This is a genomic window from Mesorhizobium sp. WSM4806 (assembly GCF_055811635.1).
Window position 1 is genome coordinate 66,654 of sequence record NZ_JBVVQZ010000003.1, and the last position, 25,482, is coordinate 92,135.

General features: G+C 59.8%; 32 protein-coding genes, 1 tRNA gene and 1 pseudogene. 14 read left to right on the forward strand and 20 right to left on the reverse strand.

What is annotated here, in order from left to right; genetic code table 11:
- Window positions 1-2: 2 nt before the first annotated feature.
- The 4 genes from hisD to AC0L2M_RS05815 all read right to left on the reverse strand — a co-directional run bounded on the left by hisD (window position 3) and on the right by AC0L2M_RS05815 (window position 3,659).
- The gene (gene hisD, locus AC0L2M_RS05800) at window positions 3-1,295 is read right to left on the reverse strand and encodes a histidinol dehydrogenase (RefSeq protein ID WP_128175666.1); all 1,293 of its coding nucleotides are present in this window, start codon (window positions 1,293-1,295) and stop codon (window positions 3-5) included.
- Between the two features lie 9 nt (window positions 1,296-1,304).
- A complete protein-coding gene (locus AC0L2M_RS05805; protein ID WP_128175663.1) occupies window positions 1,305-1,739 on the reverse strand; it encodes a DUF2948 family protein in 435 nt (144 codons plus the stop codon).
- 299 nt (window positions 1,740-2,038) lie between these two features.
- Entirely contained in the window at window positions 2,039-3,331 is a 1,293-nt protein-coding gene (murA, locus tag AC0L2M_RS05810) for a UDP-N-acetylglucosamine 1-carboxyvinyltransferase (RefSeq protein ID WP_473481526.1), read from the reverse strand.
- A 121-nt stretch (window positions 3,332-3,452) separates the two neighbouring features.
- Window positions 3,453-3,659, reverse strand: coding sequence for a hypothetical protein (locus AC0L2M_RS05815; RefSeq protein WP_287181203.1), 207 nt, complete (start codon window positions 3,657-3,659; stop codon window positions 3,453-3,455).
- A 270-nt stretch (window positions 3,660-3,929) separates the two neighbouring features.
- Between AC0L2M_RS05815 and AC0L2M_RS05820 the strand changes: the two genes are divergently transcribed.
- Window positions 3,930-4,004 (forward strand) — tRNA-Thr (locus AC0L2M_RS05820).
- A gap of 434 nt (window positions 4,005-4,438) precedes the next feature.
- Here the strand turns inward: AC0L2M_RS05820 and AC0L2M_RS05825 are convergent.
- Window positions 4,439-4,948 carry a ferritin-like domain-containing protein gene (locus AC0L2M_RS05825; protein ID WP_027155497.1) on the reverse strand — a complete coding sequence of 170 codons (510 nt, stop codon included), beginning with the start codon at window positions 4,946-4,948 and terminating at the stop codon, window positions 4,439-4,441.
- A gap of 766 nt (window positions 4,949-5,714) precedes the next feature.
- Here AC0L2M_RS05825 and AC0L2M_RS05830 point away from each other — a divergent pair.
- The 4 genes from AC0L2M_RS05830 to AC0L2M_RS05845 all read left to right on the forward strand — a co-directional run bounded on the left by AC0L2M_RS05830 (window position 5,715) and on the right by AC0L2M_RS05845 (window position 9,446).
- Window positions 5,715-6,359, forward strand: a complete 645-nt coding sequence (locus AC0L2M_RS05830; protein ID WP_473534313.1) for a hypothetical protein — start codon at window positions 5,715-5,717, stop codon at window positions 6,357-6,359.
- Window positions 6,356-6,751 (forward strand): phage holin family protein, encoded by a 396-nt coding sequence (locus tag AC0L2M_RS05835; protein WP_128247784.1) that lies wholly within the window; start codon window positions 6,356-6,358, stop codon window positions 6,749-6,751. The genes AC0L2M_RS05830 and AC0L2M_RS05835 overlap by 4 nt, the downstream gene beginning before the upstream one ends.
- On the forward strand, window positions 6,748-7,629 hold the full coding sequence (locus AC0L2M_RS05840) for a hypothetical protein (protein WP_287225357.1): 882 nt from the start codon (window positions 6,748-6,750) through the stop codon (window positions 7,627-7,629). Before AC0L2M_RS05835 ends, AC0L2M_RS05840 begins: the two co-directional genes overlap by 4 nt.
- A gap of 788 nt (window positions 7,630-8,417) precedes the next feature.
- Window positions 8,418-9,446 carry a hypothetical protein gene (locus AC0L2M_RS05845; protein ID WP_473534314.1) on the forward strand — a complete coding sequence of 343 codons (1,029 nt, stop codon included), beginning with the start codon at window positions 8,418-8,420 and terminating at the stop codon, window positions 9,444-9,446.
- Here AC0L2M_RS05845 and ligD read toward each other — a convergent pair.
- On the reverse strand, window positions 9,429-11,252 hold the full coding sequence (ligD, locus tag AC0L2M_RS05850; RefSeq protein ID WP_473534315.1) for a DNA ligase D: 1,824 nt from the start codon (window positions 11,250-11,252) through the stop codon (window positions 9,429-9,431). The genes AC0L2M_RS05845 and ligD overlap by 18 nt on opposite strands.
- Between ligD and AC0L2M_RS05855 the strand changes: the two genes are divergently transcribed.
- Window positions 11,251-11,652 carry a DUF3606 domain-containing protein gene (locus AC0L2M_RS05855; protein WP_287225363.1) on the forward strand — a complete coding sequence of 134 codons (402 nt, stop codon included), beginning with the start codon at window positions 11,251-11,253 and terminating at the stop codon, window positions 11,650-11,652. The two genes, ligD and AC0L2M_RS05855, sit on opposite strands and share 2 nt — an antisense overlap.
- A gap of 227 nt (window positions 11,653-11,879) precedes the next feature.
- A complete protein-coding gene (locus tag AC0L2M_RS05860; protein WP_287225365.1) occupies window positions 11,880-12,134 on the forward strand; it encodes a low affinity iron permease family protein in 255 nt (84 codons plus the stop codon).
- 205 nt (window positions 12,135-12,339) lie between these two features.
- On the opposite strand, the gene AC0L2M_RS05865 is transcribed toward AC0L2M_RS05860, so the two are convergent.
- From AC0L2M_RS05865 to AC0L2M_RS05880, 4 genes and pseudogenes are all read right to left on the reverse strand, one after another.
- Complete coding sequence (locus tag AC0L2M_RS05865; protein ID WP_091597134.1) at window positions 12,340-12,639, reverse strand: DUF1236 domain-containing protein; 300 nt, start codon at window positions 12,637-12,639, stop codon at window positions 12,340-12,342.
- Window positions 12,640-13,060: 421 nt separating this feature from the next.
- Complete coding sequence (locus AC0L2M_RS05870; protein ID WP_128247779.1) at window positions 13,061-13,345, reverse strand: DUF982 domain-containing protein; 285 nt, start codon at window positions 13,343-13,345, stop codon at window positions 13,061-13,063.
- A 303-nt stretch (window positions 13,346-13,648) separates the two neighbouring features.
- Window positions 13,649-13,918: pseudogene (locus AC0L2M_RS05875) on the reverse strand (VOC family protein); the annotation flags it as partial.
- Window positions 13,919-14,411: 493 nt separating this feature from the next.
- The gene (locus tag AC0L2M_RS05880; protein ID WP_128185102.1) at window positions 14,412-14,624 is read right to left on the reverse strand and encodes a KTSC domain-containing protein; all 213 of its coding nucleotides are present in this window, start codon (window positions 14,622-14,624) and stop codon (window positions 14,412-14,414) included.
- A gap of 392 nt (window positions 14,625-15,016) precedes the next feature.
- Here AC0L2M_RS05880 and AC0L2M_RS05885 point away from each other — a divergent pair, with 392 nt between their 5' ends.
- A complete protein-coding gene (locus AC0L2M_RS05885; RefSeq protein WP_473534316.1) occupies window positions 15,017-15,841 on the forward strand; it encodes a class I SAM-dependent methyltransferase in 825 nt (274 codons plus the stop codon).
- Window positions 15,842-15,951: 110 nt separating this feature from the next.
- Here AC0L2M_RS05885 and AC0L2M_RS05890 read toward each other — a convergent pair whose 3' ends face one another.
- The 5 genes from AC0L2M_RS05890 to AC0L2M_RS05910 form a co-directional block, all read right to left on the reverse strand.
- Window positions 15,952-16,140: a DUF982 domain-containing protein gene (locus AC0L2M_RS05890; RefSeq protein ID WP_473534317.1), complete on the reverse strand. Its 189-nt coding sequence runs from the start codon at window positions 16,138-16,140 to the stop codon at window positions 15,952-15,954.
- 8 nt (window positions 16,141-16,148) lie between these two features.
- The gene (locus tag AC0L2M_RS05895) at window positions 16,149-16,397 is read right to left on the reverse strand and encodes a DUF982 domain-containing protein (RefSeq protein WP_128247775.1); all 249 of its coding nucleotides are present in this window, start codon (window positions 16,395-16,397) and stop codon (window positions 16,149-16,151) included.
- A gap of 8 nt (window positions 16,398-16,405) precedes the next feature.
- Complete coding sequence (locus AC0L2M_RS05900) at window positions 16,406-16,648, reverse strand: DUF982 domain-containing protein (protein ID WP_128247774.1); 243 nt, start codon at window positions 16,646-16,648, stop codon at window positions 16,406-16,408.
- A 497-nt stretch (window positions 16,649-17,145) separates the two neighbouring features.
- The gene (locus AC0L2M_RS05905) at window positions 17,146-17,568 is read right to left on the reverse strand and encodes a type II toxin-antitoxin system HicB family antitoxin (protein ID WP_128247773.1); all 423 of its coding nucleotides are present in this window, start codon (window positions 17,566-17,568) and stop codon (window positions 17,146-17,148) included.
- A 14-nt stretch (window positions 17,569-17,582) separates the two neighbouring features.
- Complete coding sequence (locus AC0L2M_RS05910) at window positions 17,583-17,756, reverse strand: type II toxin-antitoxin system HicA family toxin (RefSeq protein WP_128247772.1); 174 nt, start codon at window positions 17,754-17,756, stop codon at window positions 17,583-17,585.
- A 329-nt stretch (window positions 17,757-18,085) separates the two neighbouring features.
- Here AC0L2M_RS05910 and AC0L2M_RS05915 point away from each other — a divergent pair, with 329 nt between their 5' ends.
- The 4 genes from AC0L2M_RS05915 to AC0L2M_RS05930 all read left to right on the forward strand — a co-directional run bounded on the left by AC0L2M_RS05915 (window position 18,086) and on the right by AC0L2M_RS05930 (window position 20,285).
- The gene (locus tag AC0L2M_RS05915; RefSeq protein ID WP_473534318.1) at window positions 18,086-18,769 is read left to right on the forward strand and encodes a Crp/Fnr family transcriptional regulator; all 684 of its coding nucleotides are present in this window, start codon (window positions 18,086-18,088) and stop codon (window positions 18,767-18,769) included.
- A gap of 225 nt (window positions 18,770-18,994) precedes the next feature.
- Window positions 18,995-19,240 carry a hypothetical protein gene (locus AC0L2M_RS05920; protein ID WP_128247770.1) on the forward strand — a complete coding sequence of 82 codons (246 nt, stop codon included), beginning with the start codon at window positions 18,995-18,997 and terminating at the stop codon, window positions 19,238-19,240.
- 7 nt (window positions 19,241-19,247) lie between these two features.
- The gene (locus AC0L2M_RS05925) at window positions 19,248-19,472 is read left to right on the forward strand and encodes a hypothetical protein (protein ID WP_287347081.1); all 225 of its coding nucleotides are present in this window, start codon (window positions 19,248-19,250) and stop codon (window positions 19,470-19,472) included.
- A 513-nt stretch (window positions 19,473-19,985) separates the two neighbouring features.
- Window positions 19,986-20,285 carry a DUF1236 domain-containing protein gene (locus AC0L2M_RS05930; protein ID WP_128247769.1) on the forward strand — a complete coding sequence of 100 codons (300 nt, stop codon included), beginning with the start codon at window positions 19,986-19,988 and terminating at the stop codon, window positions 20,283-20,285.
- A 203-nt stretch (window positions 20,286-20,488) separates the two neighbouring features.
- Here the strand turns inward: AC0L2M_RS05930 and AC0L2M_RS05935 are convergent, their stop codons facing one another.
- Complete coding sequence (locus AC0L2M_RS05935) at window positions 20,489-21,382, reverse strand: transglutaminase family protein (RefSeq protein WP_473534319.1); 894 nt, start codon at window positions 21,380-21,382, stop codon at window positions 20,489-20,491.
- Between the two features lie 317 nt (window positions 21,383-21,699).
- Here AC0L2M_RS05935 and AC0L2M_RS05940 point away from each other — a divergent pair, with 317 nt between their 5' ends.
- Window positions 21,700-21,900 (forward strand): hypothetical protein, encoded by a 201-nt coding sequence (locus AC0L2M_RS05940; protein WP_036263866.1) that lies wholly within the window; start codon window positions 21,700-21,702, stop codon window positions 21,898-21,900.
- A 364-nt stretch (window positions 21,901-22,264) separates the two neighbouring features.
- Here the strand turns inward: AC0L2M_RS05940 and AC0L2M_RS05945 are convergent, their stop codons facing one another.
- A complete protein-coding gene (locus tag AC0L2M_RS05945) occupies window positions 22,265-22,465 on the reverse strand; it encodes a CsbD family protein (protein ID WP_023800267.1) in 201 nt (66 codons plus the stop codon).
- 207 nt (window positions 22,466-22,672) lie between these two features.
- A complete protein-coding gene (locus tag AC0L2M_RS05950; protein WP_027155567.1) occupies window positions 22,673-22,936 on the reverse strand; it encodes a hypothetical protein in 264 nt (87 codons plus the stop codon).
- 225 nt (window positions 22,937-23,161) lie between these two features.
- Here AC0L2M_RS05950 and AC0L2M_RS05955 point away from each other — a divergent pair, with 225 nt between their 5' ends.
- Window positions 23,162-23,446, forward strand: coding sequence for a DUF3606 domain-containing protein (locus AC0L2M_RS05955; RefSeq protein ID WP_023800269.1), 285 nt, complete (start codon window positions 23,162-23,164; stop codon window positions 23,444-23,446).
- A 37-nt stretch (window positions 23,447-23,483) separates the two neighbouring features.
- Here AC0L2M_RS05955 and AC0L2M_RS05960 read toward each other — a convergent pair whose 3' ends face one another.
- Complete coding sequence (locus tag AC0L2M_RS05960; protein ID WP_023800270.1) at window positions 23,484-24,404, reverse strand: YihY/virulence factor BrkB family protein; 921 nt, start codon at window positions 24,402-24,404, stop codon at window positions 23,484-23,486.
- 165 nt (window positions 24,405-24,569) lie between these two features.
- Entirely contained in the window at window positions 24,570-25,289 is a 720-nt protein-coding gene (locus tag AC0L2M_RS05965; RefSeq protein ID WP_128175894.1) for a hypothetical protein, read from the reverse strand.
- Window positions 25,290-25,482: the final 193 nt, after the last annotated feature.

The window sequence follows — 25,482 nt, forward strand, 5'->3', positions numbered from 1 at the left end:
AGCTACATATTCAGCCGGATGGCGACGGAGCGTCCATGCCCGTCGAGGCCTTCCGCTGTGGCCAGCGCGATGGCCGCCGGCGCCAGCGCCCGCAATTGCTCCGGCCCGAGCTTCAGGATCGAGGTGCGCTTGACGAAATCGAGCACCGAAAGCCCGGACGAGAAGCGCGCCGAGCGCGCCGTCGGCAGCACGTGGTTGGAGCCGCCGACATAGTCGCCGATGGCTTCCGGCGTGTGGCGGCCGAGGAAGACGGCGCCGGCATTGCGCATCCGCGCCAGGAAGGCTTCCGGCTCGTCGATGGCAAGCTCGACATGTTCGGCCGCGATGCGGTCGACCAGCGGCAGCGCCGCCTCGATTCGGGGGACGTGGATGACGGCGCCGAAATCGCGCCAACTCGCCGCCGCCGTCCCGGCGCGCGACAGGCTTTGCGACTGGCGTTCGACCGCCTGTTCGACCGCCGCGCCGAAGACAGGATCGTCGGTGATCAGGATCGACTGCGCCGACACGTCATGCTCGGCCTGGGCAAGCAGGTCGGCGGCGATCCAGTCCGGATCGTTATTGCCGTCGGCCACGACAAGCACTTCCGATGGCCCGGCGATCATGTCGATGCCGACCGTGCCGAACACCTGGCGCTTGGCCGCCGCGACATAGGCATTGCCGGGGCCGACGATCTTGGCGACCGGCTTTATCGTTTCGGTGCCGTAGGCAAGCGCTGCGATCGCCTGCGCGCCGCCGACGCGGTAGATCTCGGTTATGCCGGTCAGGTCCGCCGCCACCAGCACCAGCGGATTGATGATGCCGCCGGGCGCCGGCACCGCCATGACGACGCGCTCGACGCCGGCGACCTTGGCCGGCACGGCGCTCATCAGCACCGAGCTTGGATAGCTCGCCGTACCGCCCGGCACATAGAGCCCGACCGCCTCGATCGCGGTCCAGCGCGAGCCGAGCTCGACGCCGGCAGCGTCGGTATAACGGTCGTCGTTCGGCCGCTGCCGCTCGTGATGCGAACGGATGCGGTCACGGGCGAATTTGAGCGCCTCGATCGTCTGCGGGTCGGCCGCATCGTAGGCCTTGGCGATGTCGTCTTGCGACACGGCAATGCCGAGGCCTTTCAGATCGGCCTTTTCGAATCTCTGCGTGTAGTCGATGAGCGCCGCGTCGCCCTCGGCGCGCACCCGCGCGATGATCGCGCGCACCACCGCGTCGACGTCCTCCGAGACCTCGCGCTTGGTCAAAAGGAACGCGGCAAACCGCTGCTCGAAATCGGCATCGGACAGACGAAGCGTGATGGCCATCTTGTGTCCTCAGGCTCCGTGGAAGGGACGCGACGTCGCTTCCCAGGCGCCGCCAATGTCAGCCAGCCGCGCCTCGATGCACTCGACATCGAGCATGATCGCGCCGCCGCCTGAAAAGATCAGCTCGACAATGCCGGCCGGCTTGTCGAGCGCGACGAAGCTGATCGCCAGCAGCGACAGCACCTCGTCCGGCTTGTCGCGGGCAATGCCGCTGGTCTTGGCGCCCAGCACCCGGTCGAAATGCAGCACGCTTTGCCGCCGCTCATTGTGCTGGCGGAAGAAACCGGATTTCGCCTCCCAGACGAAGCGGTTCATCGTCATCATGAAGCGCTTGACCGCCGGCATGTATTCGAGGTCGCCGACCTTGAGCACGGCGTCCTGGACATGGGCCGAGACGATGCTCAGATCCTGATCGTCGAGCGCGACAAGCTTGAGAAGGTTCATGCGGAGTTCGCACCTGCGAAGGATTACATCAGTTTTCTGTTAGGCGGTCTTGGCGATCCGTGCAACCGCGCCACGGATTCCAGCACAATCGCATCAGGTTTGCGCCGCCCCTCACCTGCCTGCCGGCATCCTCTCCCCGCATAGTGGCGGGGAGAGGGACGCCTTCGCAAGGATTTCGCCAATATCCGGCGTTGCAGAAAGGGCGCCGAGGTCGCGGCCAGCCCCTTCTCCCCGTCACTATACGGGGAGAAGATGCCGGCAGGCAGATGAGGGGCAGCGCCGACCTCAGGCCGTTACCTCTACCCCGAAATCCGCTCGATCTCCGCGCCGCAGCCGGACAGCTTTTCTTCCAGCCGCTCAAAACCGCGGTCGAGATGATAGACCCGGTTGACCGTGGTCTCGCCTTCGGCTGCCAGGCCGGCGATGACCAGCGACACCGAAGCGCGAAGGTCGGTCGCCATCACCGGCGCGCCCTTCAGCTTCGGCACGCCGTCGACGATCGCCGTCTGGCCGGACAGTGTTATGTGGGCGCCGAGCCGGGCAAGTTCCTGGACGTGCATGAAGCGGTTTTCGAAGATCGTCTCGGTGATGCGCGACTTGCCCTTGGCCATCGTCATCAGGCCCATGAACTGCGCCTGCAGGTCGGTCGGGAACGCCGGGAACGGCGCTGTCGTCACGTCGACCGGCGCAATGCCGGCGCCGTTGCGCCTGACGCGGATGCCGGAATTGGTCTGCGTGATCTCGGCGCCGGTTTGGGAAATCACGTCGAGCGCGGTCTGCAGCAGGTCCGCCCGCGCGCCTTCGAGCACGACATCGCCGCCGGTCATGGCGACGGCCATCGCATAGGTGCCGGTCTCGATGCGGTCGGGTATCACCCGGACGCGCGCGCCCGACAGCGCCTCGACGCCGTCGATGGTGATGGTCTCGGTGCCAGCGCCATAAATCCTGGCGCCCATGGCGTTGAGGCATTCGGCGAGGTTGACGATCTCAGGCTCGCGGGCGGCGTTTTCGAGCACCGTCTCGCCCTTGGCCAGGGACGCCGCCATCATCAGCACATGGGTGGCGCCGACCGACACTTTCGGGAAGACGTAGCGATTGCCGACAAGACGGCCGTTCCTGGTCTTGGCGATGACATAGCCGGTGTCGACGTCGATATCGGCGCCCAGCGCCTGGAGGCCTTCCAGGAAAATGTCGACCGGCCGCGTGCCGATGGCGCAACCGCCGGGCAGCGACACCTTGGCCTCGCCCATGCGGGCAAGCAGCGGGCCGATCACCCAGAAGGAGGCGCGCATCTTCGACACCAGCTCGTAGGGGGCCGTTGTATCGACGATGTTGCGGGCGGAGAAAGTGACGGTGCGCGAATAGCCCTCCTGCTGCTTTTCGCGGCGTCCGTTGACCGAGTAGTCGACGCCATGATTGCCGAGGATGCGGATCAACTGCTCGACATCGGCCAGATGCGGCACGTTTTCCAGGGTCAGCGTGTCGTCGGTGAGCAGCGAAGCGATCATCAGCGGCAGCGCGGCGTTCTTCGCGCCCGAGATCGGGATGCTTCCGGCAAGCTTGTTGCCGCCGACAATTCTGATGCGATCCATTTAAAGAGCGTCCCCTCGGCCGAAAGGCCGGTTTAATCGGTTGAGTCTGTTGTGGCCCGTCTAAACCATTGGCCGGCTTGGTTCAAGAAACAGGATTCTCGCCCCGGCCAGCCTGTTGATATCAATCCTTTTGCGTTTCCCTTAAGGCGCCGAGCCCTTCCGGCCGCTTGTCAGCCTCGCCAGTGCGTCGCGAGCGCGACTGCGCCTTGCGCTTCTGCAGATTGGCGCGCAATTGCTCGGCGAGCCGGGTCTGGCGGTCAGCCTTCTTCGGTGGGCTGTCCTTTTTCGATGGCCCGCCCTTGTCAGTTGGAGTTGCCTTGTCGTTCATGGTTCCGTCCCGGCTGACGATTAGAGCGATGTGGGTCCGCTTGACGCACAAACGACGATCTAGCACTTTTGAATCCTGGCAACGTGCTTTCCGAAAATCGATTCCGATTTTCGGGCCGATGCGCCAGCGCACTATTCAGGGAAAGCCAACATTGTGGCGCTGCCATGTCCGCAAAAGCCGTTGGAGCGGGCTTTCACAGATGGCTTGCGAATGGCTTGCGCTTGGCCTTGCGCTTGCCGGTTCGATATGGCAGAAGCCCCGCCATCAGCGGCTGCGGTAGCTCAGTGGTAGAGCACTCCCTTGGTAAGGGAGAGGTCGAGAGTTCAATCCTCTCTCGCAGCACCAGTTTATCCCATTGAAATCGTCCAACCACTTGACACGCAAGGCTCTCGTGATCGCTGCAGATTCCTTCAACGGAATTGGTTGGCACAAGATCGACAAGCGCAGCCCCTTGACATCGACGTGTATCCATTCCCATACGATGAAGGTGATGTGCGACGAGATTCAGGCTCCCACGGCCAGAACAGGTCATAGCGCCCGGGAATCAGCCATGCGTGCGAACATCCTGGCTGCACAAATCATGCCGGCTGGGATTTTCGCGAGGCCTAGCAAGCCTCGCGCAGGTTCTGCTTCGAACATCGCGCTGAGAGGGAGCGGTTTCTTTTAGAACGTCAACCAATCCGCCATCCCTTCGCGTCTGAAGCCCTACCGGGTTTGACGTCGATCAGCCTCGTACCGCCGAAGGATTTCTACAACGCGATCGCAAGACTTTAGGCATGTCACCGTTTCGCGGTGTCAGCATCCCGCTCGTCGCGTCTGAGGAACTCGCTGGTGACCGTGCCGAGTTGGTTTTCCAGCCAATCTGCCATCGCCTCTTCTTCGCGGAGGTTTTCTTTACACGCTCTTTGGGTCTCGGAGTCGCCGACCTCGCCGGCTGCGGCAATGAGCATTTTGTAGCTGGCGATTTCCATATGTTCGAATGTGTAGCTAGCCAGTGATCCTTTCATCACCTCGTCGCCTGCAAACATGCCGCTGATGTTCTGTCCGATGGCGATTAGCTTACCGCCGGCGTCCTTCAGCGTCGAAGATCCGTCGCCGATCCGATCGAGGCATTGTTCAAGACGTTTTGCCTGTTGCCTCGTTTCTTCGAGATGCATGTTCATCCGGTCGCGAATCTCGGGATAGTTTTCGAGACGCTCGATTTGGCCGCTCAACATGGTCTCGGCTTGTTCTTCCATGGCGTGAGCGTCGCGAAGCCACTGCACCAGACGTTCCTTGGAGTCTGTCATGTCTGTCTCCGTTGGTCAGCATTGTCTTACTGCCATCGCAACGCTGCCACAGACCGTTAGTTCCGATCGCCTGCAAAGCGCAGTCGATACCCGGCGGTGACCACGACATCCCGTCCCGCAGGTCGCTGCCTCCCCGGCCAAAAGCCCCTTGAAGCGCAACATTAGCGTCAGCTAATAGTGCTCTGTGAGCAGTGGGCGTTGCCTGGTAGGCGCCGGCCGGCAGCTTTTGGTCCGCCGTAGGAACAAGCTCCAGAGGTTAGGGCGGTGAGTATCTCAGATCAGAGCGGCCCGAGGACGAATGTGGCCAGTAGGGCAACAAAAAGCACAGCGGTGATCACGGCGCCCCACATGAGGACCCTTCCTGTGCCGCGTTGCTCTTCCTCGCGAGGTATCTCTTTCGCCATAGCAAGCATCCTTTTTGAGAAGTTCGGTGACTCAGCAACGTGTCTTGCGGAGGCTGGTTCCCGGCAGCCATCTTGAACGGATCAGCTTTCGGAGGGGCCTATTGATGCCCTGGTTCATTTGGATATTTCCCTTGGACCCACGCCATGGGCGCGCTGTCGCTAGAAGTCCATGCGAGGGACGCCGGTTATGGCACCGAATTCTTACTGCTAATTTAGCTGGAAGTGATGGAACCTGTTTGCCCCCGCCAAGTTCGTTAGGCAATGGAGGAGATTGCCACCATGAACAGTGTCATTTATCTCATCGGCCTTGTCGTCGTCGTGCTTGCGATCCTCTCCTTCCTCGGATTCCATTAGGAGATACCATGCAGCGCGAAGACGATCAGGGCCGTAAGCCGGCCGATTTCGAAACAGCCAAAAGCGAACTGTCTGAACGGTTCCAGCAGGAAACGCAGACCGCGACAGAGGCGCTACACGACGCTCGCGACGAACTCGCCAGGAAGGCGGGCGACTACGCTGCTGAAGCGAAGCAGGCGTTATTCGACAAGGCCGAGGGAACACAGCGCGACATCAGTTCCAATCTTAAGGCCTTGAGCGGAGCTTTGCGAGCAGCAAGCGAGCATCTGGCCAATAATGATCAACGGACCGCTTCGAAGTTCACCCTCGATGCCGCCGGCTCGCTTGAACGCCTTTCGTCTTCGTTGAAGGACAAGCCATTCGAAGATGTTCTTGGCGAGATGCGGTCTTTCGGCCGCGAAAACTCAGGGGCGCTGATAGCCGGCTCAGTATTGGCAGGCTTGGCGCTGGGGCGGTTTATCAAGAGCACGCCGCCATCTGCTCGGACCGAGACACCGAGTCGATCGCAAACAGACGGGGGTTCAGAAACGGTTTCGAACTCGGATCAGTCCGCTACGCCATCGGCAGAGGCACCTGACACTACGCCGCCCCCCTTCAATCAGCCCAGAGACGACAGGGATTTGGCAGGCGCAAGCCTGGAGCAGAACCCATGAACAACAATCAGGAAAGTCGCGGCCTCGCAACCCTCGTCAGCGATCTGGCACAGCAGGTCACAAGCCTGCTTCAAACCGAAAGTAGGCTGTTGCGGGCCGAAATGTCGGAGAAAATCAGCAAGGCCGGCACAGGCGCCGCCGAGGTTCTGGCCGGCGCCATATGCCTTCTCGCGGCCTTGATGGTGCTTTTGCAAGCACTCGTAATCGCCCTGGCGAGTGCCGGCTTGGGAGCGGGATGGTCCTCGCTGCTGGTCGGGATCGTCGTCGCGGTACTGGGGATCATTCTCTTGCGCTCCGGCACGAAAAGCATGGCTCCTTCCGAGCTAACGCCTGATCGCACACAAGACCAACTCAAGCGCGACGCACGCGTGATCAAGGATCAAATGAGATGAGCGAAAAATCCGCAGCCGAGCTCGAACGCGATGCCGACATCGCCCGTGCTAAAGTAGCAGACACCGCCGATTCGATCCGCAGCAAGATGACACCGGGTCAATTGATCGACGAATTTACCGGGATGTTCGCCGGTGGCGAGGGATCTGCCATGCTTGGCAATTTCAAGTCGCAAGTCAGGGACAACCCGTTGCCATTGACGTTGATTGGAGCCGGCCTGGCCTGGCTGATGCTGGGCGACGGCACGTCGGCAACCAACTCAGCTGCCGCCGCCTATCGGACAGGCACGGCTCCTGACGCTTTCTCTAACTTGCGCGGCGATGATTTCAGCCAGGGCAACGAAGGGTCCGGAATCGGGGCGATGCTCTCCGATACCGCCGGTTCGGTTACATCAGCAGCAAGCGACGCGGCCGAAGCTGCAGCAAACGCTGCAACGGGCGCCAAGGAAAGGATGACAAAAACCGCCGGACAGCTCGGCTCAAGCGCCAGCGAGATAGCGGCTCGGACGCGCCAATCGGCACAAGACCTCTTCGAGCGCGAACCGCTGGCTATCGCCGCAGTCGGCCTTGCGCTGGGCACTGCCATCGGGGTGATGCTGCCCCACACAGCCACAGAGGACGAGCAACTTGGCGCCTACCGCGACAAAATTCGCGACAGTGCGGAGGAGGTTTTCGAAACGGGCCTGGAGCAAGCAAAGCAAGTTGCCGCCGAGGCCTACGAAACGGTCAAGGAAGAGGCCGACCGGCAAGGCTCGGGTGGAGATGCAGGCACCCTAGCAGGCAAGGTCGGCAAAGTTGTGGAATCGACCGCAAACAGAACTGAGGAAGCCATTCGCGATCGTTTGCCGGGGTCGTCGGACGAGTCTTCTACCACCACATAGCGTCGCCACCAGCCTGAATGACGCGCTTGGTCCATACGATGTCATCCGGCACCGTCGCCGGTCGTAACCACACCGGATCGGAAGGGATTGCGGAGGTGGTCTTGAAGTAGCGGCATTCACAATGGCGGCTTTGAACGCGGCGAAGGTCTCCGGCGGCACGTCCTCAGACTGGTAACATTTACCGCTGGCCGAGAGGGTTCTGCGTTCCGGATCGTATTCCGTTTGCGTATCGAGGTGAACGCCATAACGCTCACACCTTGGTTCGGCGCGGGCCTGCTAGGTTTCTCCCCTTTTGGGTCCTATGACGGTAGTTAGAAAATCGCCAGATCGTCCTGAACGCGGGTCTGCAACGACCTAGACTTGCGTCCCGGTCCACCGCGTGAAGGTGGACCGACCCCGCTACCGCGACGTCGAAAGCCGGCGCTTCAAGCAGAGGCGCGCCTATCGGGGATCGCTTCGCCGTCGGCACCTGACCCGATCGTTCCAAGTCGGCCTGGTCCGGTGCCTGAACGACCGCCTGGAAGAGCTCGAACCCATCCCGAAATACGGCTGGTGTGTCGGGCATCGGCCCGCGTAGCGACCGACGCCTAAAGGCCGGCAGACAGGCCGCCGACAAGGTCAACCTGAACCGCGCGTTGGGCAACCAAGTCCGAAACCAAGTTCGCACGATATTTGGAATCAAGATTAGTCGGGTTGCCTCCCCGGCCGTAAGCCTTGAAGCGGAACGTTAGCGCGCGCTGATGGTTTTCTTTCAGCAGTGGTTGGCAATGCGACGTCAGAGGCATCCAATGTTGACCGTCGAAGGAAAATGGATATGGGACAGCTGGTATTGCCGGGATGATCAGGGACTCTGGCATGCCTTCTTTCTGCAGGCCGATCGCTCGCTAGGGAATCCCGAACTGCGACACTGGAATGTCACCTGGGGCCTTGCCACAAGTCCTGACCTGCGCAAATGGACGTATCGGGGAACGGTTTTCCGGCCGAGCAAAACTCCGTCTTTTCATGATCTGACGATCTGGACCGGCTGCGTTGTGCGGAACGACAGGAATTCATGGACCCTCTTCTATACCGGGACATCACGCGCTGAAGAGGGCAAGATACAACGAATCGGACGCGCGAGTAGCGCCGATCTAGTCCATTGGAGAAGGCAGGGCCTTGCGCTCGAGCGCACCGGTGAGAATGCCGAGTATTACGAGGGTTGCGTTCCGCGGCGCTGGAAGGACTGCTCGCTGCGGGATCCTTGGGTGATACGTGACCCCGAGGGCTCTGGCTGGCTGATGTATTTCACGGCCCGATCGCCGATGCCATCGGATACCAATGCCTCTGGTGCAATTGGCGTTGCCCATTCGCACGATCTTGTAAATTGGCAGCTTCAGCCTCCGGTTTATGTCGGATCTTTCGGGGAAATCGAGGTCCCCCAAGTCTTCCAGCGGGGCGACAAATGGTTCTGCCTCTTCTGCACACATTCACAATGTTGGTCGGAAGAATTCAAACGCAACTATCCGGGAGAGCCGGTAGCGGGCATCCACTATCTTGCTGCCGATCATCCCTTGGGGCCATGGAAACCAGCGGACGGTCCATTCCTATACGGCACACCCGACTGCGAGATATATGCCGGGCGCCTTCTTACACATGGTGACCAGGACTATCTACTTGCCTTCATTTCGGGTCCGGAGGAGCGGTTTTCGGGGACAATCTTCGACCCTATTCCAATCCACTTTGACGCGTGCGGAAGATTGGCCTTGGTCGAGCCACGATCTCCAGATCCGCCGACTGATTATAGAGTCTCTGGTCTTTCTTCACGTCGGGCGATCTGAAAAATTGGCACGAGCGCGACCCGCTTTCCGCAGGCTTGTCTGCGGCGTCGGTCGAATTGGGCTTTGCAGCGTGAACGCGTCTGGCAGAATTCCCTTTTCGACCAAGCTCCAGGTTACGGGAGCTGCTATCGGAAAGTGTGGCCCGGCTCTTGGCGAATACGCACCGACCGCCGTGTTTCCTCGCCCATTTCGGAGATAATCCAGGAAGATCCGCCCTACGCGGGCGGACGGCGCAGCCGCCAACAGGTAGCGATCGGGATACTTGTTGACCAGCTGCTGCGCCAGCCTGCGTGCATACTGCCTGGCCGCATCGTGGGTGATCGCAGCGTTCAGCGGCGCCATCACATGCACGCCTTTGCCGCCAGTCACCTTCGGCCAGCTGTCGAGTCCTGCTGAACGCAGCATATCGCGGAGCGCCAAAGCCGTGCCGGCAACTAGCTCCCATTCGACTCCTTCGCCAGGATCCAGATCTATTACGAGGTGGTCGGCATGCTCGATATCATCAATGGTGGCGTTCCATGGGTGCAATTCGACAACGCCCATTTCCACCAAGCCAAGAAGCCCATCAAGGTCATCAACCCACAGCCTCACACCTTCGCCACCTTCGCGTTTCTGAACTCGCAGCTGATGCACGGCATCCGGAACTTTGGGCAATCTGCCCTTGTGATAGAACGTGACGCCGTGGGAGTGGCGAACCAGCTTGAGCGGGCGTCGGCCAAGGTGGACGAGCGCCTTCCTCGCTACCTTCGTCCAATATCCGATCAGATCCTCTTTCGAGGGCACGACGGCGTCGGGCAGCAATTGCAGAATGTTTTCCGGCGGCACGCCGAAACTTTCATCGGACGGCGGCCGCTTGCGGCCTAAAGGCGGCGCGCGGGCTGGTGGGCTCAGATCATCGCGCAGCCCCTTGAACACCGCCTCACGCAGCAGTCCGTCATCGGTGATCCCGCTATATTGGATTTCGGCCTCGACTGCTGGGTGCACCCAAGTTGCCTTGGGCTTGTCTATCGGTTCCGAGAGTGGAGATTTCGCCACAATCAGTGGGTCCAATCGTTCGCGCACTTCGCGTGCATCGCGCAGGCTGTAGCCGCTTTGCGCCTTGCCGGCATAGTGGACGCGATTCCCTTCGCGGCGGCCGAGATAAAGCGAGGCAATCCTGCGCGGCTTCGCCCCCAGCTTCTCGACGAAGGCAACGATCGGAAAGTTGTCGCTCTTGATGCATTTGAGCTTGAGCCAACTCTCCTGCCGGCCGGAGCGGTAGCGGGAATCTGCACGCTTCGACACGATCCCCTCCAGGCCCATTTCGCAGGCGTGCTCGAACACTGTCGGGCCGTCGCCCTCATAATGATCGACATAGACCAGCGCCGGCGGCGCGCCTCTCAAGAGACGTTGCAAGGCGCGCTTGCGTTCCAGCAGCGGAGCGTCCCGCAGATTCTTGCCGTTGAGGTGAAGCAGATCGAAAGCGTGGAAGATCAGCTTCGTTGACTCAGTTTTTCCAAGCTCGCGGCGTAGTGCCTGAAAGTTAGGAAGGCCGGTAGCGCCTAATACAGTCGCCTCGCCATCGATGATTGCGCGCTTTGCTTTCAGCTCAGCCGCGGCACCGACAATCGGGCCGTATCGGTCGGTCCAGTCGAAGCCCCTTCGGGTGAAGGCCTGCGCCTTGCCCCGCTGGATGATCAGCTGGGTCCGATAGCCATCGTATTTGATTTCGTGAATCCATCCATCGCCCTTGGGCGGCTTCTCGACCAGCGTGGGCATCTGGAATTCAATAAACGACAGCCGGCCAATGCCAGGCTCGGTAAGCATGCAATTGGACTCCAGACGCTTCGATTTGAATCAATATCCCCGTTTCGAATCGGTTCCGAAAAACAAAGTGAGGTCCGGCAGTGCTGGCATTCTCCCGTGTGAACAGAACTTGATCCCGCAGGCCCGCGGCAACGAAATCGGTTTGCCGGCGTTGCAATTGATTCGAAGCTCACAGGAGAACGCCATGGGCGATGACATGAGCGAGCGAGATTTCCGCGACCGCGTATCCGCCGGTGACGACTACGAGATCGAGTATTTTACCCAGCAGAACGGTGTCTCGGCAGACCAAGTCCGCCAACTTATCAAAAGCCACGGCAACAACCGGGCCGCTCTGACAGAACCCGCGAGGCGCTGCGTGAGCGGAAATGAGAAACAGCGAGGCCAGCCAGCTACAGGGTAAAGTTCACGACCGGCCGATCAGCCCGGGGCGGAGCATCTCGAGCGCTGTCCTATCCGCCGGCAAGATTTCGATTAGCGCGATCTTGGGCCAGGCACTTCATCACTACGAGCCAGAGCATGAGCTTCTGTCCTATGAAGATGCGTAGGAATTCTTGCACATGGCAAACCACCCAGTTCGGGGCACCATCACACACATTGGCACGCTGACGTCGCGGCCCGCAGGCGTTTTTGATTTTCCTGGCCTATGCCGGGCTTTGGCTTGTCTATGACGCACGCAGCCTCGATTGGCATTCGATTGCGACGCTAGCGACACGGGCCATGACGCTTTTCATCCAGCGCGCCGAACATCCCGATACTCAGGCCCTTCACGCCAAGACGGACGAACTGCTTTGCGCCGTCGGCAAGGCTGATAGCGAGACGGTCAAGTTCGACAAAGAGGAACCTGAAGAGATTGAAAGAGAACGAGAGCGAAAGCAGCAATGAGATTGACCGATAACGAGACCCGGCATTGCCGCGCGAAACCGTTGCAGCCCCAATGCGTTGGGTTGGGCCGCAAGTTACCGGATGAGCCGACAGACCATTGCCTACGAGAGAGGGCAGGCAATGGTCTGTTGGATCAGACCGACTTCCAGATTTAGTGTCCTGCTATACCTTTCGGCACCGCGGGCTGTGCTCCCAGTCGCTTAGGTCACTCGATGACTTTGATGATCTTGCGTGTGCCTGGATCAACGACAACGGTCCGGTTGTCGACCATCACGTAACTGTATTTGGTGTCAGGAACTTCATGAAGCTCGACCGTCTCGGGCAGCGTTGAGCCGATATTGAGCTCTATCCCAGGGACCTTCACCGATGCGAGCGGCTGCTTCTTCACATATTCCCTGATGACGGTCTCCTGTTCAGGCTCGATGACTACGTCCTGAGCGGCAGCAGCGCCGATACCTGCCAGCAGCAGAAATCCCGCGGCTGCAGTGGAAAGTCGCATTTTCATATTGCCTCCTATGTGAGTCCTGTCGCGCCGAACAGCATCGTCACGCGCGATACTCACCGAACCCGCGGCAGCTGCAAAAGTTCCTTTGGCTGGGAGCTTCGGGCCGATCTCAGACAGGACCCAAGTCTCACTGTTCGCGCAACAGACTGGACATCGCACCATCCGGAACCGCGGCTGCCCCTAGTCGTTGCTCACTGTGAGTTCACTGGAAGAGCCCATGGAAAATAGCGTCGACCAAGCCCGCTGGTTACTCGCTCCGGTCTTCGCCGTCTCCATCGCGTTCCTTGGCAATTGGAATGTCGTTAGCTAGGGAATGCGCAGCAAGAGACCACCGCCATTCCTCGATTTGCGGGTGGTCCTGACCACGTCCGCCTAGGCGAGGCCTGTCAGCGGTTCCAAGGTGGCGAGGGCGGGCATCACCTCACATCAGATCTTCAGCAACCCCGTCGAATTTCTTGAGGCCTTCGCTTGGGGGCTTCTGCTTATGAAGTCCCTGTTCCGTTGCAGCCGCCTCGAAGGCGGCGAACGCAGCTTGGTGACTGCAATGTCCGGCCAGGCATTCCTCGATCATTCGGATTGCTTCAAGCCGGGACGGCTTGTCCATGAATGGCCATGGTTGCTGAAGCGCTTTCGCAGCGTCGGTTATCGACGCGACCACCATCGGCCTGTGATTCAGGTAGATTGTAATCGGGACAAACGCCGTCATTTTCGTCGCTCCCCAGGAGTGAAGGCGGTTAAACGCGAAGACATGGCGGTGGTTGCATCGTCGTGAATTCAGGGCGCCGCTGCCCGACGCGAACGGCTATGCAGGCCTTAACCGCCGCCAAGATCCAGGACGTCGATGCGGTCGAGCAAAGGCGCGAGGCGCCGTTTCGTGGCAGCATGCCCACGTTTCGATAATTGCATGCGTGTAACGCGGCCGACCGCGGAGGGATGGACGTCGAACAGGCGGGTCGGCCTCGGACGCGCTCGCTGGCATTGGTCACTCTTCGCCTGTCTTCGTATTCGCTCAGCTGAGTTCTTGGGCTAGTCCGATGAGGAGCCCTTCAGGCCCACGGATGTAGCAGAGCCGATACGCGTCTTTATACTGGACTACTTCGCCTTCGAGCTGCGCGCCGCGCGTGCGGAGTCTTTCAAGCGTCTCGTCGATGTCGTCCACGGCGAACATGACGCGGAGGTAGCCGAAGGCGTTGACCGGGGCGTTCCGGTGATCTGCGACGACAGGCGGCGTGAGGAAGCGGGAGAGCTCGAGCCGGCTGTGGCCGTCCGGTGTGCGCACATGTGGACGTGCGGTCGTGTCCACATGTCTACAATTCTGCGGCCCCAAGGGGCTAAGGACAGGCATCACGAAACGGGTGAGAACGCCACATGCAGCAACCGAACAACCCGCCGTACATCGTGCCGATGCGGAGGCGAGCATGAGCGCGGCCCTACTGATGCCGCGCGAGCCGGTCCATGGGTGCGTTTGCTTCGGCCAAACTAGCCAGCGCTTGCTCGACTTTTTGAGCCGAGGCGTCAGTGCGCTTGATGTGCCGGATCATTTGCTGCCTCAACCGAGCGAGCCTTTCCGCGCGATATAGATCGCCGTATCTGGCAGTTTCAAGGTGGAGGGTCGCGAGCCTCATGGGCGACGATTCCGATTATCTAGCAGTAGAAATTCGCGAATCCGCCTTTCGTTCCGATGTCCGACCTTACCCTCGCAAAGGCTGGCCGGACGGCCGCGACGAATGAGCCGCATCCCTGCCAAAAGAGAGATCGTCCGCTGATGCTGCTCAGTCGACCGCGGGTCCAACTAGACGGTAGCGGAAGTGATTTCGGATGTGGCCGTTGAAGAAGCGGCCCTTGGCGAAGGCGGCTTGGAACTCGGCGAAGGTCTCCGGCGGCACGTCCTCAAACTGGTAGCATTTACCGCTGGCCACGAGCCACACCGAGAGGACTTTGCGCTCCGGATCGTATTCCGTTTTGTGTATCGAGGTCGACGGCATGACGTGACTACTCCAATCAGGGAGAGAGTCCATCTGAAGTTGCCCGCGCCCACGGAGGGGAAGGACGCGGGCCGATCGGGAGGGGACACCGATCTCGCAGCACAGAAGATGCTGCAGTAGGCGAACGTCCTGCCCATGCCGGTGTTCCATAGGAAACAAAAAAACCCGCCGCACAGGAGAGCGACGGGGCGATCAAGCGGTCACCGAGCGCGGGTGGGTCGGGATTTGCCCGGTTCGCGGATCGTGGAAAAATCCTACGCGCGCCGGCTGCGGCGCGTCTTCCAACCGCCGGTTGGCGCGGTTGCTTGTTTGACAGACGCGCGCCTATGATGACTCCTTAAAGCGCCGATCGAGCCTTTTGCCGAGCGGCTCGTTGTGCGGAAAGGAACGCTGTGGCCGAGCAGGAGCAGTGGCAGCTGCAAGGCAGCGCCGCGGAACTCTACGAGCGCTACCTGGTCCCGGCGATCACAACCCTGTGGGCTGCCGACCTGGTGGATCGTGCTGCGCCTCAATCTGGTGAGCGGGTTCTGGACGTAGCTTGCGGCACCGGCGTGGTAGCACGCTTGGCGGCCGAGCGTATGGGAAGTGGGCAGGTCGTCGGCCTCGACATCAACACGGGCATGCTTGCCGTTGCTCGATCCCTCCCGACGGGCGCTGGACCGCGTATCGACTGGCACGAGGGAAGCGCGCTCGAAATGCCGTTCCCTGACGCCACCTTTGATCTGGTTCTTTGCCAGCTCGGACTGCAGTTTTTCCCGGACCGATCGAGTGCGCTACGTGAGATGTTCCGGGTGCTGGTGCCTGACGGCCGACTGGCCTTAAGCGTTTTCAGCGCTATTGAGCGCACTCCTGCGGCAAAGGCGCTGGTGGACGCCTTGGATCGACACCTCGGTGCAGGCGCTTCGGCAACGAAACGGTCCGAGCATTCACTCGCCGATGCGGACGAGCTTTACCAATTGGTGGCCGGGGCGGGATTTCGTCAGGTGACCATCCACACGACGACACAGAACATCCGATTCCCCTCGTCAAAGGAATATGTGCGACTACAGCTGGCAGCGACTCCGCAGGCAGGGCTGGTCAGCGGAATGGATGCCGGACACCGCGACGCTATCATCGCAGCGATTATGGGTGATGTAAGTTCTTCGCTGGCAATCTATTCAATTGGAGGGGAGCTGATGTTCCCCCAAGAGGCTCACGTCGTGCTCGCACGCAAATAGCGCAGCTGATTCTGCGGCATCCGGTGTTCAATAGCGCCCACGGAAGTGAGCCTAATTAGAGGAGGAGCGTAGCAGCCCCTCCTCCTTGGCAGCAACCTCGAAGGCCTTCCTCACGTCGTCGGGCGTGCGCTCGCCTTCAATGAGGCCATACAGACATCGACCGCCGCCTTCCACTTAGATCCCCGCTTGGTCCACTTCATGAGTTCTATAGCGGCACCCTCGACATTGGTGCAGACGAAGGTGAGCCCAGGTTGGTCGGTTTCGATAAAGACCGGAGGGTGAATCCAATGGATGGCCATGATACCTCCTACTCAGGCGAGAGATACATCTCCGCCTCCTTAGCGGCAGCCACGAAAGCCTTTCGGATCACGTGAGGGTCAATCGGATCGCCCTCCAGTGCTGACAGGCAGAGGGTCCACGCCTTGTGCCAGTGAGGTCCTCTCCGGGTCCACGTCTTGAGCTGCTCAAGGGCTGCCCTCGCATTGTTGCAGCCATGCCTGGCACCGTCCGTTTCAGACTTCACGAACACTGGAGGGACGAACCAAAGGGTTGCCATGATACCTCCTACTCAGGCGAGAGATATACGGTCGCCTCCTTGGCCGCCGCCTCAAAGGCTTCACGGACTCTTGGGGGGACACTGCCCTCGAACGCGTCAACGCATAATTGGACCGCTTTCGTCCACCTCGGCCCCTTTGTGTCCCACGCCATGAGTTCCTCGGCGGCTCCCTCGACGTGGCTGACCCCATGGCGAGTGGCCGGACGCTTCGCCTTCACGTAGACCGGGGGAGAGAACCAGAGGAGTCTCATGAGGAGTAGATTAGGGGATGCTCACATGTTTGGTAGAGGCGGATCACAGCGGCGGCTCGGTCGATATCTCTGGCCGGCCTCATTTCCGGTGAAGCCGTCGCTTACCGCCCCATTTTCGAGGCCGACAGAAGTTCTTCCTCGTCCACCACTCCGGCGCCAGTTCGGACCGCTCGGTTACCCTCCCGAAATGCCTTTCAACAAAGTCTTTGAAATCGTTCTCGCCAAGTTGCAGTTGAGGAGATCCGAACTTAGGCGTTTTGCGGTTTACGCGAACGGTCGTCGGCCTACGGAACAAAGCGCGAAACTGCACGCCTTGGAGCGAAGAAACGTCAGCTTTGGGGCCAAAGACATGATCGCTTACGATGCCAGCTTCGCCTTTTGTGCGGATCGCTTCGGCGGCTTCTTTTTGCTGAGCGCCAGCAGACTCGCGGACAGTTGCCCACGATGGATTTTATCTTATCGTTTGCCACCGCCCACCTCCATCTATCTTGCGGCAGCTAGGCGGCAACGCGAATGTCGACTTCCACCGTGCGTCCTAGCGCGGAGAAGGCCGCTTCCAACTGTTCAAGTCTGGATCTGTGATCAAGCCTGAACAGGCGGTCGACAGACTCCCTCTTCCAATCCAATCGCCTGGCCAATTCAGCTCGCGTTATATCCGAATCCCTGAGCGACCAATAAAGATTCAGCTTCAGCCAAGTCAGTGCCGGTAAATCGATGACCAAACCCGGTTGGCCATCTGGGCGAGGGACGTCCTCACCATCGTCGATCATACTTGCCAGTGCGGTCTCTATGGCATCAACTGCGTGCTGGCGCACACCCTGCTCATCCTCTGCGAACGTCACCACAATTGGCAATTGCGGGCATGTAATGAGCAGCGTTCCGTTGTCGTCCGGTTCCACGTTGATGCGATATCCAGCCATCACTTCAATCCCAACTACTTTTTGACTGCATTGACCAGGCCTGTTCCGAGTTCCTTGCCAGCGTCATGCATTGGCAATTCCGACTTGCGATCACCACGGCGGATGATCAGGTGGCCGGAGCCGCCCTTCTTGCTTTCGAAGGTGCAACCCTGCGCAGCGAGCCATTTCTTAAGTTCCTTGCTGTTCACGCATATAAGGAACTCCACACAAATGTTGAAGTCAACATAAATGTGGAATATCCTAGGCGTGGGCGCCGGTAACCTGCGCAATGGGGCCCTCAGAAGCCCTCCCTTTACCAAGGGCAAGGGAGAGGTCGAGAGTTCAATCCTAGCCGGCGCGCAAAGATGCGCAACGGGGATCGACCGCCGCCACCTTGTCTCAGTTTGAAGTTCGGCCGCGGGTGGCGAAGGTTTTGCCAATCGCGTGTTTGCAGCGTATGCTTTGATATCGGCCGCCAGTGCTGCGGATGCAGCCGACAGTAAGAGGGTACGTGCTCTTGCCCGTCAGGGAGAGAGACGTGTCCCTTCCTCGCAATCATCTGTTGAAAGCCCTCTCCCCAGAGGATTTCGCGCTGCTGCTGCCGTCAATGCATCATGTCCAACTGGACCTCAAAGCCCAGCTGGAGGTGCCGCATCAGCCGATCGGGCATGTGTATTTTCCAGAGGCGGGTATCGCTTCGGTGGTCGCCACCATGACTGGAGGGCGGCAGAGTGAAGTCGGGATCATTGGCTATGATGGCATGACAGGCGTTGCCGTCATTCTCGGCCAGGACAGCTCTCCCAACGAAACCTACATCCAGGTCGCAGGCAGCGGCTGGTGCCTGCCGGTTGAGAACCTTCGGTCTGAGGTGGCAAAGAGCCAGTCGCTTGGCGCGTCGCTGCTTGCCTATGCCCACGCCTTCCTCGTCCAGTCGTCGCGAACGGCACTGGTCAATGGCCATTCCAAGATCGAGGAACGGTTGGCCCGCTGGTTGCTGATGGTCCACGACCGAACCGAGGGCAACAAGATCCAGCTGACGCATGAATTTCTGGCGACCATGCTCGGCTCTCGGCGCCCCGGCGTTACCACCGCCCTGCAAATGCTGGAATATCGGGGGCTGGTTCACGCCAGGCGCGGCGAGATCACGATCGTCGACCGTTCCGGAATGATAAAGCTCACACATGGCGCCTATGGCGACGAGGAGCAGCGTCACTTCGGCTGATGCATGTCGCGCACAAGCATGCCCCTCGGGGACTGACCCAGGGCCTGACCCAAGGGCGTGCAGCGGTTTTCCGATTACCACATGCATGAAAACAACATCCTAAAGCGCGTCGCATGAGGCCGGTCAAACGCGACGTGCTCTGCCTGATTGTCCGAAATCAGACATATGCTTGAAGGCCGCAGCATGTTAGACGAAAGTCGTAGTGTTGGCAGGGAGGAACTGTTGATGAGCCACACTTTTCACACAGTCACGGTTGAAGGCGCGGCGGAGGCCTATGTCCTTTCCAGAGGCAAGGCTCGGTATCTCTCGATCGCGCAGGCGATCCGCGCCATTCGAACACTCATGCCGGCTTGCAAGGCCACCAACCACGAGTTGGAGGAGATGCTGGCGGCAGCATGCGTCGTGCACGGCGTGCCCGTCGCTTTCGACGCCACAACAGCCGATAGCCCAGAACCACGGCTCCATTCTTAGGCCGGAAATGTCCGCGCCGCTGCAGAAGCCAAATTCATTGGATGTCCGGCAAGCGATTGTCGGCTACCTGATCGATCACGTTGACAATCCGAGCGTTTCGATCTTCGAGGTGACCATCGCCGTGAGGGAGATGTTTCCACACTGCGAACTCACGGATTGGCAAATTGGCGATCTCATTGCGCGAAGCGCCATCGACGCGGGATTTGTGGTCGATTTCGATGCGGTCCCCTAGACGCGTCTGGGTAGCAGCATAGTGGCGTTCCGCATTCGCCTCGATCTCGCCGCGGACCAGGCTGGTAGCGCACATCGTTCCGGGGTCGCAGGTTTCCCGAGCGGACTTGCGCGTCGCCGGCCTGTCGAGCGCGGCCGATTCTGGATCAATCCTGAGCGGGAGCCTGCTATAATCCCGTATGGCCGCTCGCATAGTGGTTATCCTGGCGCTGCTTTCCGCCTTCGCCTACGGCTTCGCAAAACTCGTGGAACGTTATGGCGACGCTGGCGACAAGCCGACTGCGTGTGAAAAATGGCCACAGCCTGATTGTCCAGTCCCAAACGCGCCGCCCCAAGAAGAAACCAGGCCTTGAGCGGGCGTTGGCGGGCGCCGCCAAACATCGGCGTCGATAGGCCGTGGCAGCCGGTTCGCGCACAGCCGGTGGAACAAGAATTGCTCAGCATCGTTGAGATAACTAGGCAACCCGTCGCGGCAGCATCAAGCACCGCAGCTGAAGGTTGCTTGGAGGCTATTATGGGAAAGCAACTTACATTGGCTGCGGCAGGCACGCTTCTGCTCGTCGGTGTCAGCGCCGCTGCCGCTCAGGACGTCATTATTCAACCCGAGCATGACACCGTGATCCGCGAATACGTGAAAAAGAAACCGGTGGCATCACTCAGCCTTCCTGGCGTCGAACTCAACATCGGCACAGCTTTGCCCGAAACAGTCGAGCTTTACGAGGTGCCGGACGTTCAGTACCGCTACGTCGTCATCGATGGCCGAACTGTCCTGGTCGATCCAGGTACCCGCAAGATTGTGAAGGTCTACGACTGACGTGACCCCACGCTGAAGCCCGTCGTGCCGAAAGGCGCGGCGGGCTGGCGCCTTCCCGATATGCCGATGGCAGAGATAGAAGGTGCAATATCGCGCTGGAACAGTCATGCAACGGCGTGAATTGCGAAATGCGTAAAATCCCGACAGACACCGGCGAGCAAACTCCCGCGAACAGTTCCGAATATATTGGAAGATGCTGATTTTTATCGATGCTGGTGATTGCCGGCTTCCCTCACCACCTTGACCTCCACCGTCATGCCGAGAAAGCTCGACGCGCTGCCGCAGTAGCTTCCCGAAAGTGGGATGGCTTGCCTGGGATGCCTGGCCACAGCCACCCGGATCAGATCCCGGTTGCCGACAATACCGTTGGTGGGATCGAACTCGACCCAACCCGCGCCGGGCAAATAGACCTGGCACCAGGCATGCGTCGACCCGCCGCCGACGACAGAACCGCTGTCGCGGTTCGGCACATAGACATAACCGGTCACAAACCGGGCGGCAAAACCGAGCGAACGAACCGCTTCCATCATGAACAGCGCAAAGTCTCGGCATGTGCCTCGACGCAGGTGCAAGGTCATCAGAGGCGGTTGCGTCCCTGATTCAGTTCGACGCGAATAAACAAAGCTCTCGTGGATGGCGTAGCAAAGCGTCATCAGCAATTTGCCGGTCTCGGTGCGCCCTTTGGCGCTCACGAACTGTCGTGCCCATTTGCCGATCTCGTCGCCATCATCGAGGTGATGGCGCTCGATGGTTTGGCTGAGGTCGGTTGCCTCGTCGGGATCATAGGAAAATGGATAGCTGAGTGCTGTGTCATCGATACGGAAATCGGGCGCATGCTGCGGCGTGTGATCGAGCCGAATGTCTGTCACGAAACGCAGTTCGTCGCCCGAGCCGTTGAAATCGATTACGGCAACGCAGTTTCCGAAAACGTCGTGGATCCAGCCAATCTCTTTCGGCTCGGGGTCGACTAACAGGGCGTGATCCAGAAGTCGCTGATCGAAACTGTCGCGCGGCCTGAACATCAGCCGGTGCTCGCCGAATGTCACCGGCTGCGTATAGCGATAGACGGTCGTGTGCTTGACTGAAAAGATCGGCATTGGCTTGCGTCGACCACCTGCGATATCAGCGCCATCATATAAACTTTTTTGATGTGCAGCGGACAAAATGGGGCTGCCCCTCAAGACGGCCGTATCAGGCGGACTGATGAACAGATCGGCGCGGCTAGCGCCGAATTGATCATCCATGCTGGCCCGCTGTTCTTGGTTCTGTCGGCAGCATGGCCGCGAAAAAAGCAGCGGACTTGCGCCGCAGGCCTTTTGCAATCTCTAATTGGTAGACTCTCTCAAGACCGGGGAAGTTAATCCTTGCGCCGCGGAGGGGCCAAGGCGAGGAACGTCGCAAACGGGAGGAAGCAATGAATGAAGACTACGAATTGGCCATAGACCACGACAAGCCTTACGAAATAACTGCTTTCGCTAAAAAGCACGGCCTTACGACAAGGGCTGCCGAGCTGATCCTTTTCGCCTATAGCCCGTCCCGAGCGGCGTGCGATACTGCCGCAACGGCTTTCCTCACCGCCGTCGCCGTGCAAGCCAAGAGACAATCGGCGCGCTAGCCGATCGTGACATCGGGGCGTCGCGGCGATCGTATTTTGATGCTGGTGGGACAGCGCCCCTCTGTCCTGCCGGACATCTCCCCCACAAGGGGGGAGATTGGCAATGTCACTGTGGGCGCCCTCTTTGCGACGTCGGAGATTGGCGAAAGCGGTCCCGACATCCGATTTCCCCCCAAGTGGGGGAGATGTCCGGCAGGACAGAGGGGGGCGCCTCCCTCCGCCATCAACGGTTCTGCACCGTCGTGACGCTCTGAGGTAACGGCATGGATCCTAGGGGCTGCGCCGCGTCGCTTCGCTCCTTGCTTCGCCCTAGCTAGGACGACGAAGGCGCGCCGATCGACGGCGCAGCCTGGATATTGAAGACTCAGGTGAGGCTTCTGGACCAGTCGTCTACCTGGCGCTCTGCCTCTTCCTTGGCGATTCCATACCGCTCCTGAATGCGTCCTGCGAGTTGGTCACGATTGCCCTCGATGCGATCAAGGTCATCGTCGGTAAGGTCGCCCCATTGCTCCTTGGCCTGGCCTTTGAACTGCATCCATTTTCCCTTGATTTGATCCCAGTTCATGAATTCCTCCTTTGTTGTCTAGAGGAAATGCAACTGGACACCACATGTTCCCAAACAGCGGATCGCCATGACGATTATTGCCGATGACGATTGTCATTGGCGACGCGGCAAACACGCCGCCGGCCGGAGCCAGCGGGGCGAATTGGAGCAGGACGGGAACGATCCGCGTCTTGAAATCACACTCGCCGGAAAGGTCCCTCAGCCGGATCAGCTGGCGCGCGCCAAGGCTATCGATATGACGTTGTCTGCATCCGCCCCCGGCAGATCGAACAGCATCGGAAGTTGGCGGGTCATGGCCATTTCAACGATCAACTCTTCGATGGAAGCTGTCGGCAGATCGGTCTCGAGACTATTCGAGATCATCGAGGCAAGCTTGTGGACTGGCACTGGTGCCGACTTCGCACGGTCGTCGAGCAACCTGCTGATTTCGATTACAACGTCTGCGTCAATGCTCTTTGGCAATTCGCGCATGGCTTTTCCTCCCTGCCCATATCATGCGCGTGCCTGAGGGCTGAGTCTCGAAAAATCGACGTATGGACTTAACCAGATACGTGCTTCGACCCGATTGCTTTGGCCGGGCGCTCGGGCCTGCGGCGAAAAAGCGAACTGCATTGGTGTCGCATGCGGCAACGAATTCGCCCGTTTTGCGTTGGCCAATCGTACATCGTGAGCAAACGTGACCAAAGGAGAGTAAGCATGACAGCCGACGCGGCGAAGCTCTATCCCCGCCACCGGGATCGGATCTCCGGCAGCGAAGCTTATATGGTAAGGCATTTTGCCCGACAGAACGGCATCACCCCAGCGCAAGTCCATCAGTTGATCAAGAGATATGGAAGCAACCGCGCCAGGCTGGTGGCTGCGGCGAAGGAGCTTCGCGCGTCGCTCCGACCGGATGTCCCCAAGGCCATGCTCGCCTCGGGGCGCCGCGCCGGGCGTCTCAGCGCCAGTGTTGATGCTGGAAATGGCTTAGGGACGCAGTGAGCGGACTGCGGAAAACAATCTAGCCGACGACTTCGTTTCAGACTTTTCGATCCTGGCCGCCGTCGCCGGCTTCTGTTTGCGATTTACTTGCTTCAATGGTCGCCTCCAGGTCGGACCGGCTGCCATATCGAACCGAGTAGGCTCGTGTAAATTCGGCGCCCAACAGAAAGATCTCGGACGAATAGAAGACCCACAGCAGCACGACGAGCAGTGCACCGGCTGCCCCGTATGACGAAGCGATGGCGCTGGTCCCGATATACCAGCCGATCAGTGACTTGCCGATCGTGAAGAGAAACGCCGTCGCTACGGCGCCGACGCCAACGTCGCGCCATTGCAGCGCGCGGTCGGGCAGTATCTTGTAGATTGCCGCAAACAACAGGGCGATCATGGCAAACGACACGATCCCGTTGATTGCGCTCAGGATGAGGGTGCCAAAGGGCAGATATGCGTTGATGATATCGCCAAGCGCCGAAATTGCAGCGCTTACGACGAGGGATACCAGCAGCAGAAAGCCAAGCGCCGCGACGAGACCCAGGCTGGCAGCGCGCGCCCGAACGAGCCGTGAAATCGATGTGCCAACCGGTTTGACTTTCCAGATCTCGTTCAGGGCAACCTGCATTTCGCCGAAGACGCCGGATGCGGCAACCAACAGCGTGACGAGCCCCAAAATGCTGGCAAGAGTTCCCGCCTCTTTTTGTGACGCGTTCTCGATTGTCGCTTGCAAAAGCTCGGCGCTCTGCGGACCCATCAGGCCCGCCAGCTGGGCCGAAAGCGCCAGTTGTGCGGCATCGTTTCCGAAGGCCATGCCTGCGATGGCGACAACGATGAGCAGGATCGGCGCAAGCGAGGTCGTGGCATAAAACGCCATCGCTGCGCCGTGGCTCAAGGCATTGTCATTGATGAAGCCGACAATGCTCTCCTTAAGGAGCGTCCAGCCCTCTTTCGCCACATCCCACATGTTTGCCTCGCCTGCTTCTCAAGCAAATAGAGGCAGTGCCGCGGCGGACCAGACCGTGGCAGGTCGCAAACCTCTATAGGATTGGGAGCTGGAGGTCGCTCGGCAGCGACCGCTCACAGTCCCTTTCAGGATCAGTCGAAGAACCAAATCCTCTGTGCAGAGCAATCAGGTGACGGATCCCGGCTTGTTTGGCGCGACCTGCCCCGCGGCTCTTCTTGTGAGACCATCCTGCGTCGGGAAGGCCGCGAATGCCGCGATGGCCAGATAGACCGGAATCCCCAATTCGAGGATTTCCTCGAACACTGTCGAGGTATCGTTCCGGGCAAGATGGATGCCGAGAAATGTGAGATTTGACGGCGCCCCGTCGATGACCTTCGAAAGGACGGCGCAACCGATAGCGGCGGCAATGGCAACGGCAGTCGCCTCGCCGTGGCGAAGCCCGTGCACAAAGCTACGGAGGCCGTCTTTGAGGAGAAAATAGAAGGCAACGGCGAGGGCGATAACGACCGTCGCGCCGATCAGCTTTTCCAACAGCGGAACGTCAGGCGAAATGTAGAGGGTGGTCTTGGTGATGTTGTGGGTGGTGAAATGCGCATGGAAATCCAGCTCGCGCAGGCACATCGCGATCGAGATGGCAACGAGATACCAGCGCTTGAGCAGCTCCCGATAGGACATTTCCCGCACAAGCGTCGCCACGACGATCAGGTAACCGGCGGCCGAGAAGACTTCGATGGGACCGCCCTCGCTGAGGTAGAACTTCCGTATGTCTTCGGGAAGAAAGGCGAGCGGCAGGGCGATGAGAAAGACGAGCACCAGCAGCGCAAGGCCCATTTGAATGAAATAATGGTCCTTGCCGTAACCGGTCTTTCTTTCGCTCCATGCCATGTCTGTCTCGCCCATGTCTGTCGCACCGACTCTCTATTGATCGTGATTTCACTCAATTTGAAAGATTGGGCCTTTGTCAAGTTGCCGCTCCGCATGCCGCGCCCGATGCCCGGCCGCTTGCCGGCGCTCTGATGGCATGACTGCGCAAGCGTGACGAGCCTGGTCCGGCCTAGCGCGGTGATGGCTGTCCTGT

Excerpts from the sequence above, each read along its gene's own strand:
- hisD (WP_128175666.1), bottom strand. The coding sequence starts at position 1,295 with ATGGCCATCACGCTTCGTCTGTCCGATGCCGATTTCGAGCAGCGGTTT.
- AC0L2M_RS05805 (WP_128175663.1), bottom strand. The coding sequence starts at position 1,739 with ATGAACCTTCTCAAGCTTGTCGCGCTCGACGATCAGGATCTGAGCATC.
- murA (WP_473481526.1), bottom strand. The coding sequence starts at position 3,331 with ATGGATCGCATCAGAATTGTCGGCGGCAACAAGCTTGCCGGAAGCATC.
- AC0L2M_RS05815 (WP_287181203.1), bottom strand. The coding sequence starts at position 3,659 with ATGAACGACAAGGCAACTCCAACTGACAAGGGCGGGCCATCGAAAAAG.
- AC0L2M_RS05825 (WP_027155497.1), bottom strand. The coding sequence starts at position 4,948 with ATGACAGACTCCAAGGAACGTCTGGTGCAGTGGCTTCGCGACGCTCAC.
- AC0L2M_RS05830 (WP_473534313.1), top strand. The coding sequence starts at position 5,715 with ATGCAGCGCGAAGACGATCAGGGCCGTAAGCCGGCCGATTTCGAAACA.
- AC0L2M_RS05835 (WP_128247784.1), top strand. The coding sequence starts at position 6,356 with ATGAACAACAATCAGGAAAGTCGCGGCCTCGCAACCCTCGTCAGCGAT.
- AC0L2M_RS05840 (WP_287225357.1), top strand. The coding sequence starts at position 6,748 with ATGAGCGAAAAATCCGCAGCCGAGCTCGAACGCGATGCCGACATCGCC.
- AC0L2M_RS05845 (WP_473534314.1), top strand. The coding sequence starts at position 8,418 with ATGTTGACCGTCGAAGGAAAATGGATATGGGACAGCTGGTATTGCCGG.
- AC0L2M_RS05855 (WP_287225363.1), top strand. The coding sequence starts at position 11,251 with ATGCAATTGGACTCCAGACGCTTCGATTTGAATCAATATCCCCGTTTC.
- ligD (WP_473534315.1), bottom strand. The coding sequence starts at position 11,252 with ATGCTTACCGAGCCTGGCATTGGCCGGCTGTCGTTTATTGAATTCCAG.
- AC0L2M_RS05865 (WP_091597134.1), bottom strand. The coding sequence starts at position 12,639 with ATGAAAATGCGACTTTCCACTGCAGCCGCGGGATTTCTGCTGCTGGCA.
- AC0L2M_RS05870 (WP_128247779.1), bottom strand. The coding sequence starts at position 13,345 with ATGACGGCGTTTGTCCCGATTACAATCTACCTGAATCACAGGCCGATG.
- AC0L2M_RS05880 (WP_128185102.1), bottom strand. The coding sequence starts at position 14,624 with ATGCCGTCGACCTCGATACACAAAACGGAATACGATCCGGAGCGCAAA.
- AC0L2M_RS05890 (WP_473534317.1), bottom strand. The coding sequence starts at position 16,140 with ATGGCCATCCATTGGATTCACCCTCCGGTCTTTATCGAAACCGACCAA.
- AC0L2M_RS05895 (WP_128247775.1), bottom strand. The coding sequence starts at position 16,397 with ATGGCAACCCTTTGGTTCGTCCCTCCAGTGTTCGTGAAGTCTGAAACG.
- AC0L2M_RS05900 (WP_128247774.1), bottom strand. The coding sequence starts at position 16,648 with ATGAGACTCCTCTGGTTCTCTCCCCCGGTCTACGTGAAGGCGAAGCGT.
- AC0L2M_RS05905 (WP_128247773.1), bottom strand. The coding sequence starts at position 17,568 with ATGGCTGGATATCGCATCAACGTGGAACCGGACGACAACGGAACGCTG.
- AC0L2M_RS05920 (WP_128247770.1), top strand. The coding sequence starts at position 18,995 with ATGAGCCACACTTTTCACACAGTCACGGTTGAAGGCGCGGCGGAGGCC.
- AC0L2M_RS05925 (WP_287347081.1), top strand. The coding sequence starts at position 19,248 with ATGTCCGCGCCGCTGCAGAAGCCAAATTCATTGGATGTCCGGCAAGCG.
- AC0L2M_RS05930 (WP_128247769.1), top strand. The coding sequence starts at position 19,986 with ATGGGAAAGCAACTTACATTGGCTGCGGCAGGCACGCTTCTGCTCGTC.
- AC0L2M_RS05935 (WP_473534319.1), bottom strand. The coding sequence starts at position 21,382 with ATGCCGATCTTTTCAGTCAAGCACACGACCGTCTATCGCTATACGCAG.
- AC0L2M_RS05940 (WP_036263866.1), top strand. The coding sequence starts at position 21,700 with ATGAATGAAGACTACGAATTGGCCATAGACCACGACAAGCCTTACGAA.
- AC0L2M_RS05945 (WP_023800267.1), bottom strand. The coding sequence starts at position 22,465 with ATGAACTGGGATCAAATCAAGGGAAAATGGATGCAGTTCAAAGGCCAG.
- AC0L2M_RS05950 (WP_027155567.1), bottom strand. The coding sequence starts at position 22,936 with ATGCGCGAATTGCCAAAGAGCATTGACGCAGACGTTGTAATCGAAATC.
- AC0L2M_RS05955 (WP_023800269.1), top strand. The coding sequence starts at position 23,162 with ATGACAGCCGACGCGGCGAAGCTCTATCCCCGCCACCGGGATCGGATC.
- AC0L2M_RS05960 (WP_023800270.1), bottom strand. The coding sequence starts at position 24,404 with ATGTGGGATGTGGCGAAAGAGGGCTGGACGCTCCTTAAGGAGAGCATT.
- AC0L2M_RS05965 (WP_128175894.1), bottom strand. The coding sequence starts at position 25,289 with ATGGCATGGAGCGAAAGAAAGACCGGTTACGGCAAGGACCATTATTTC.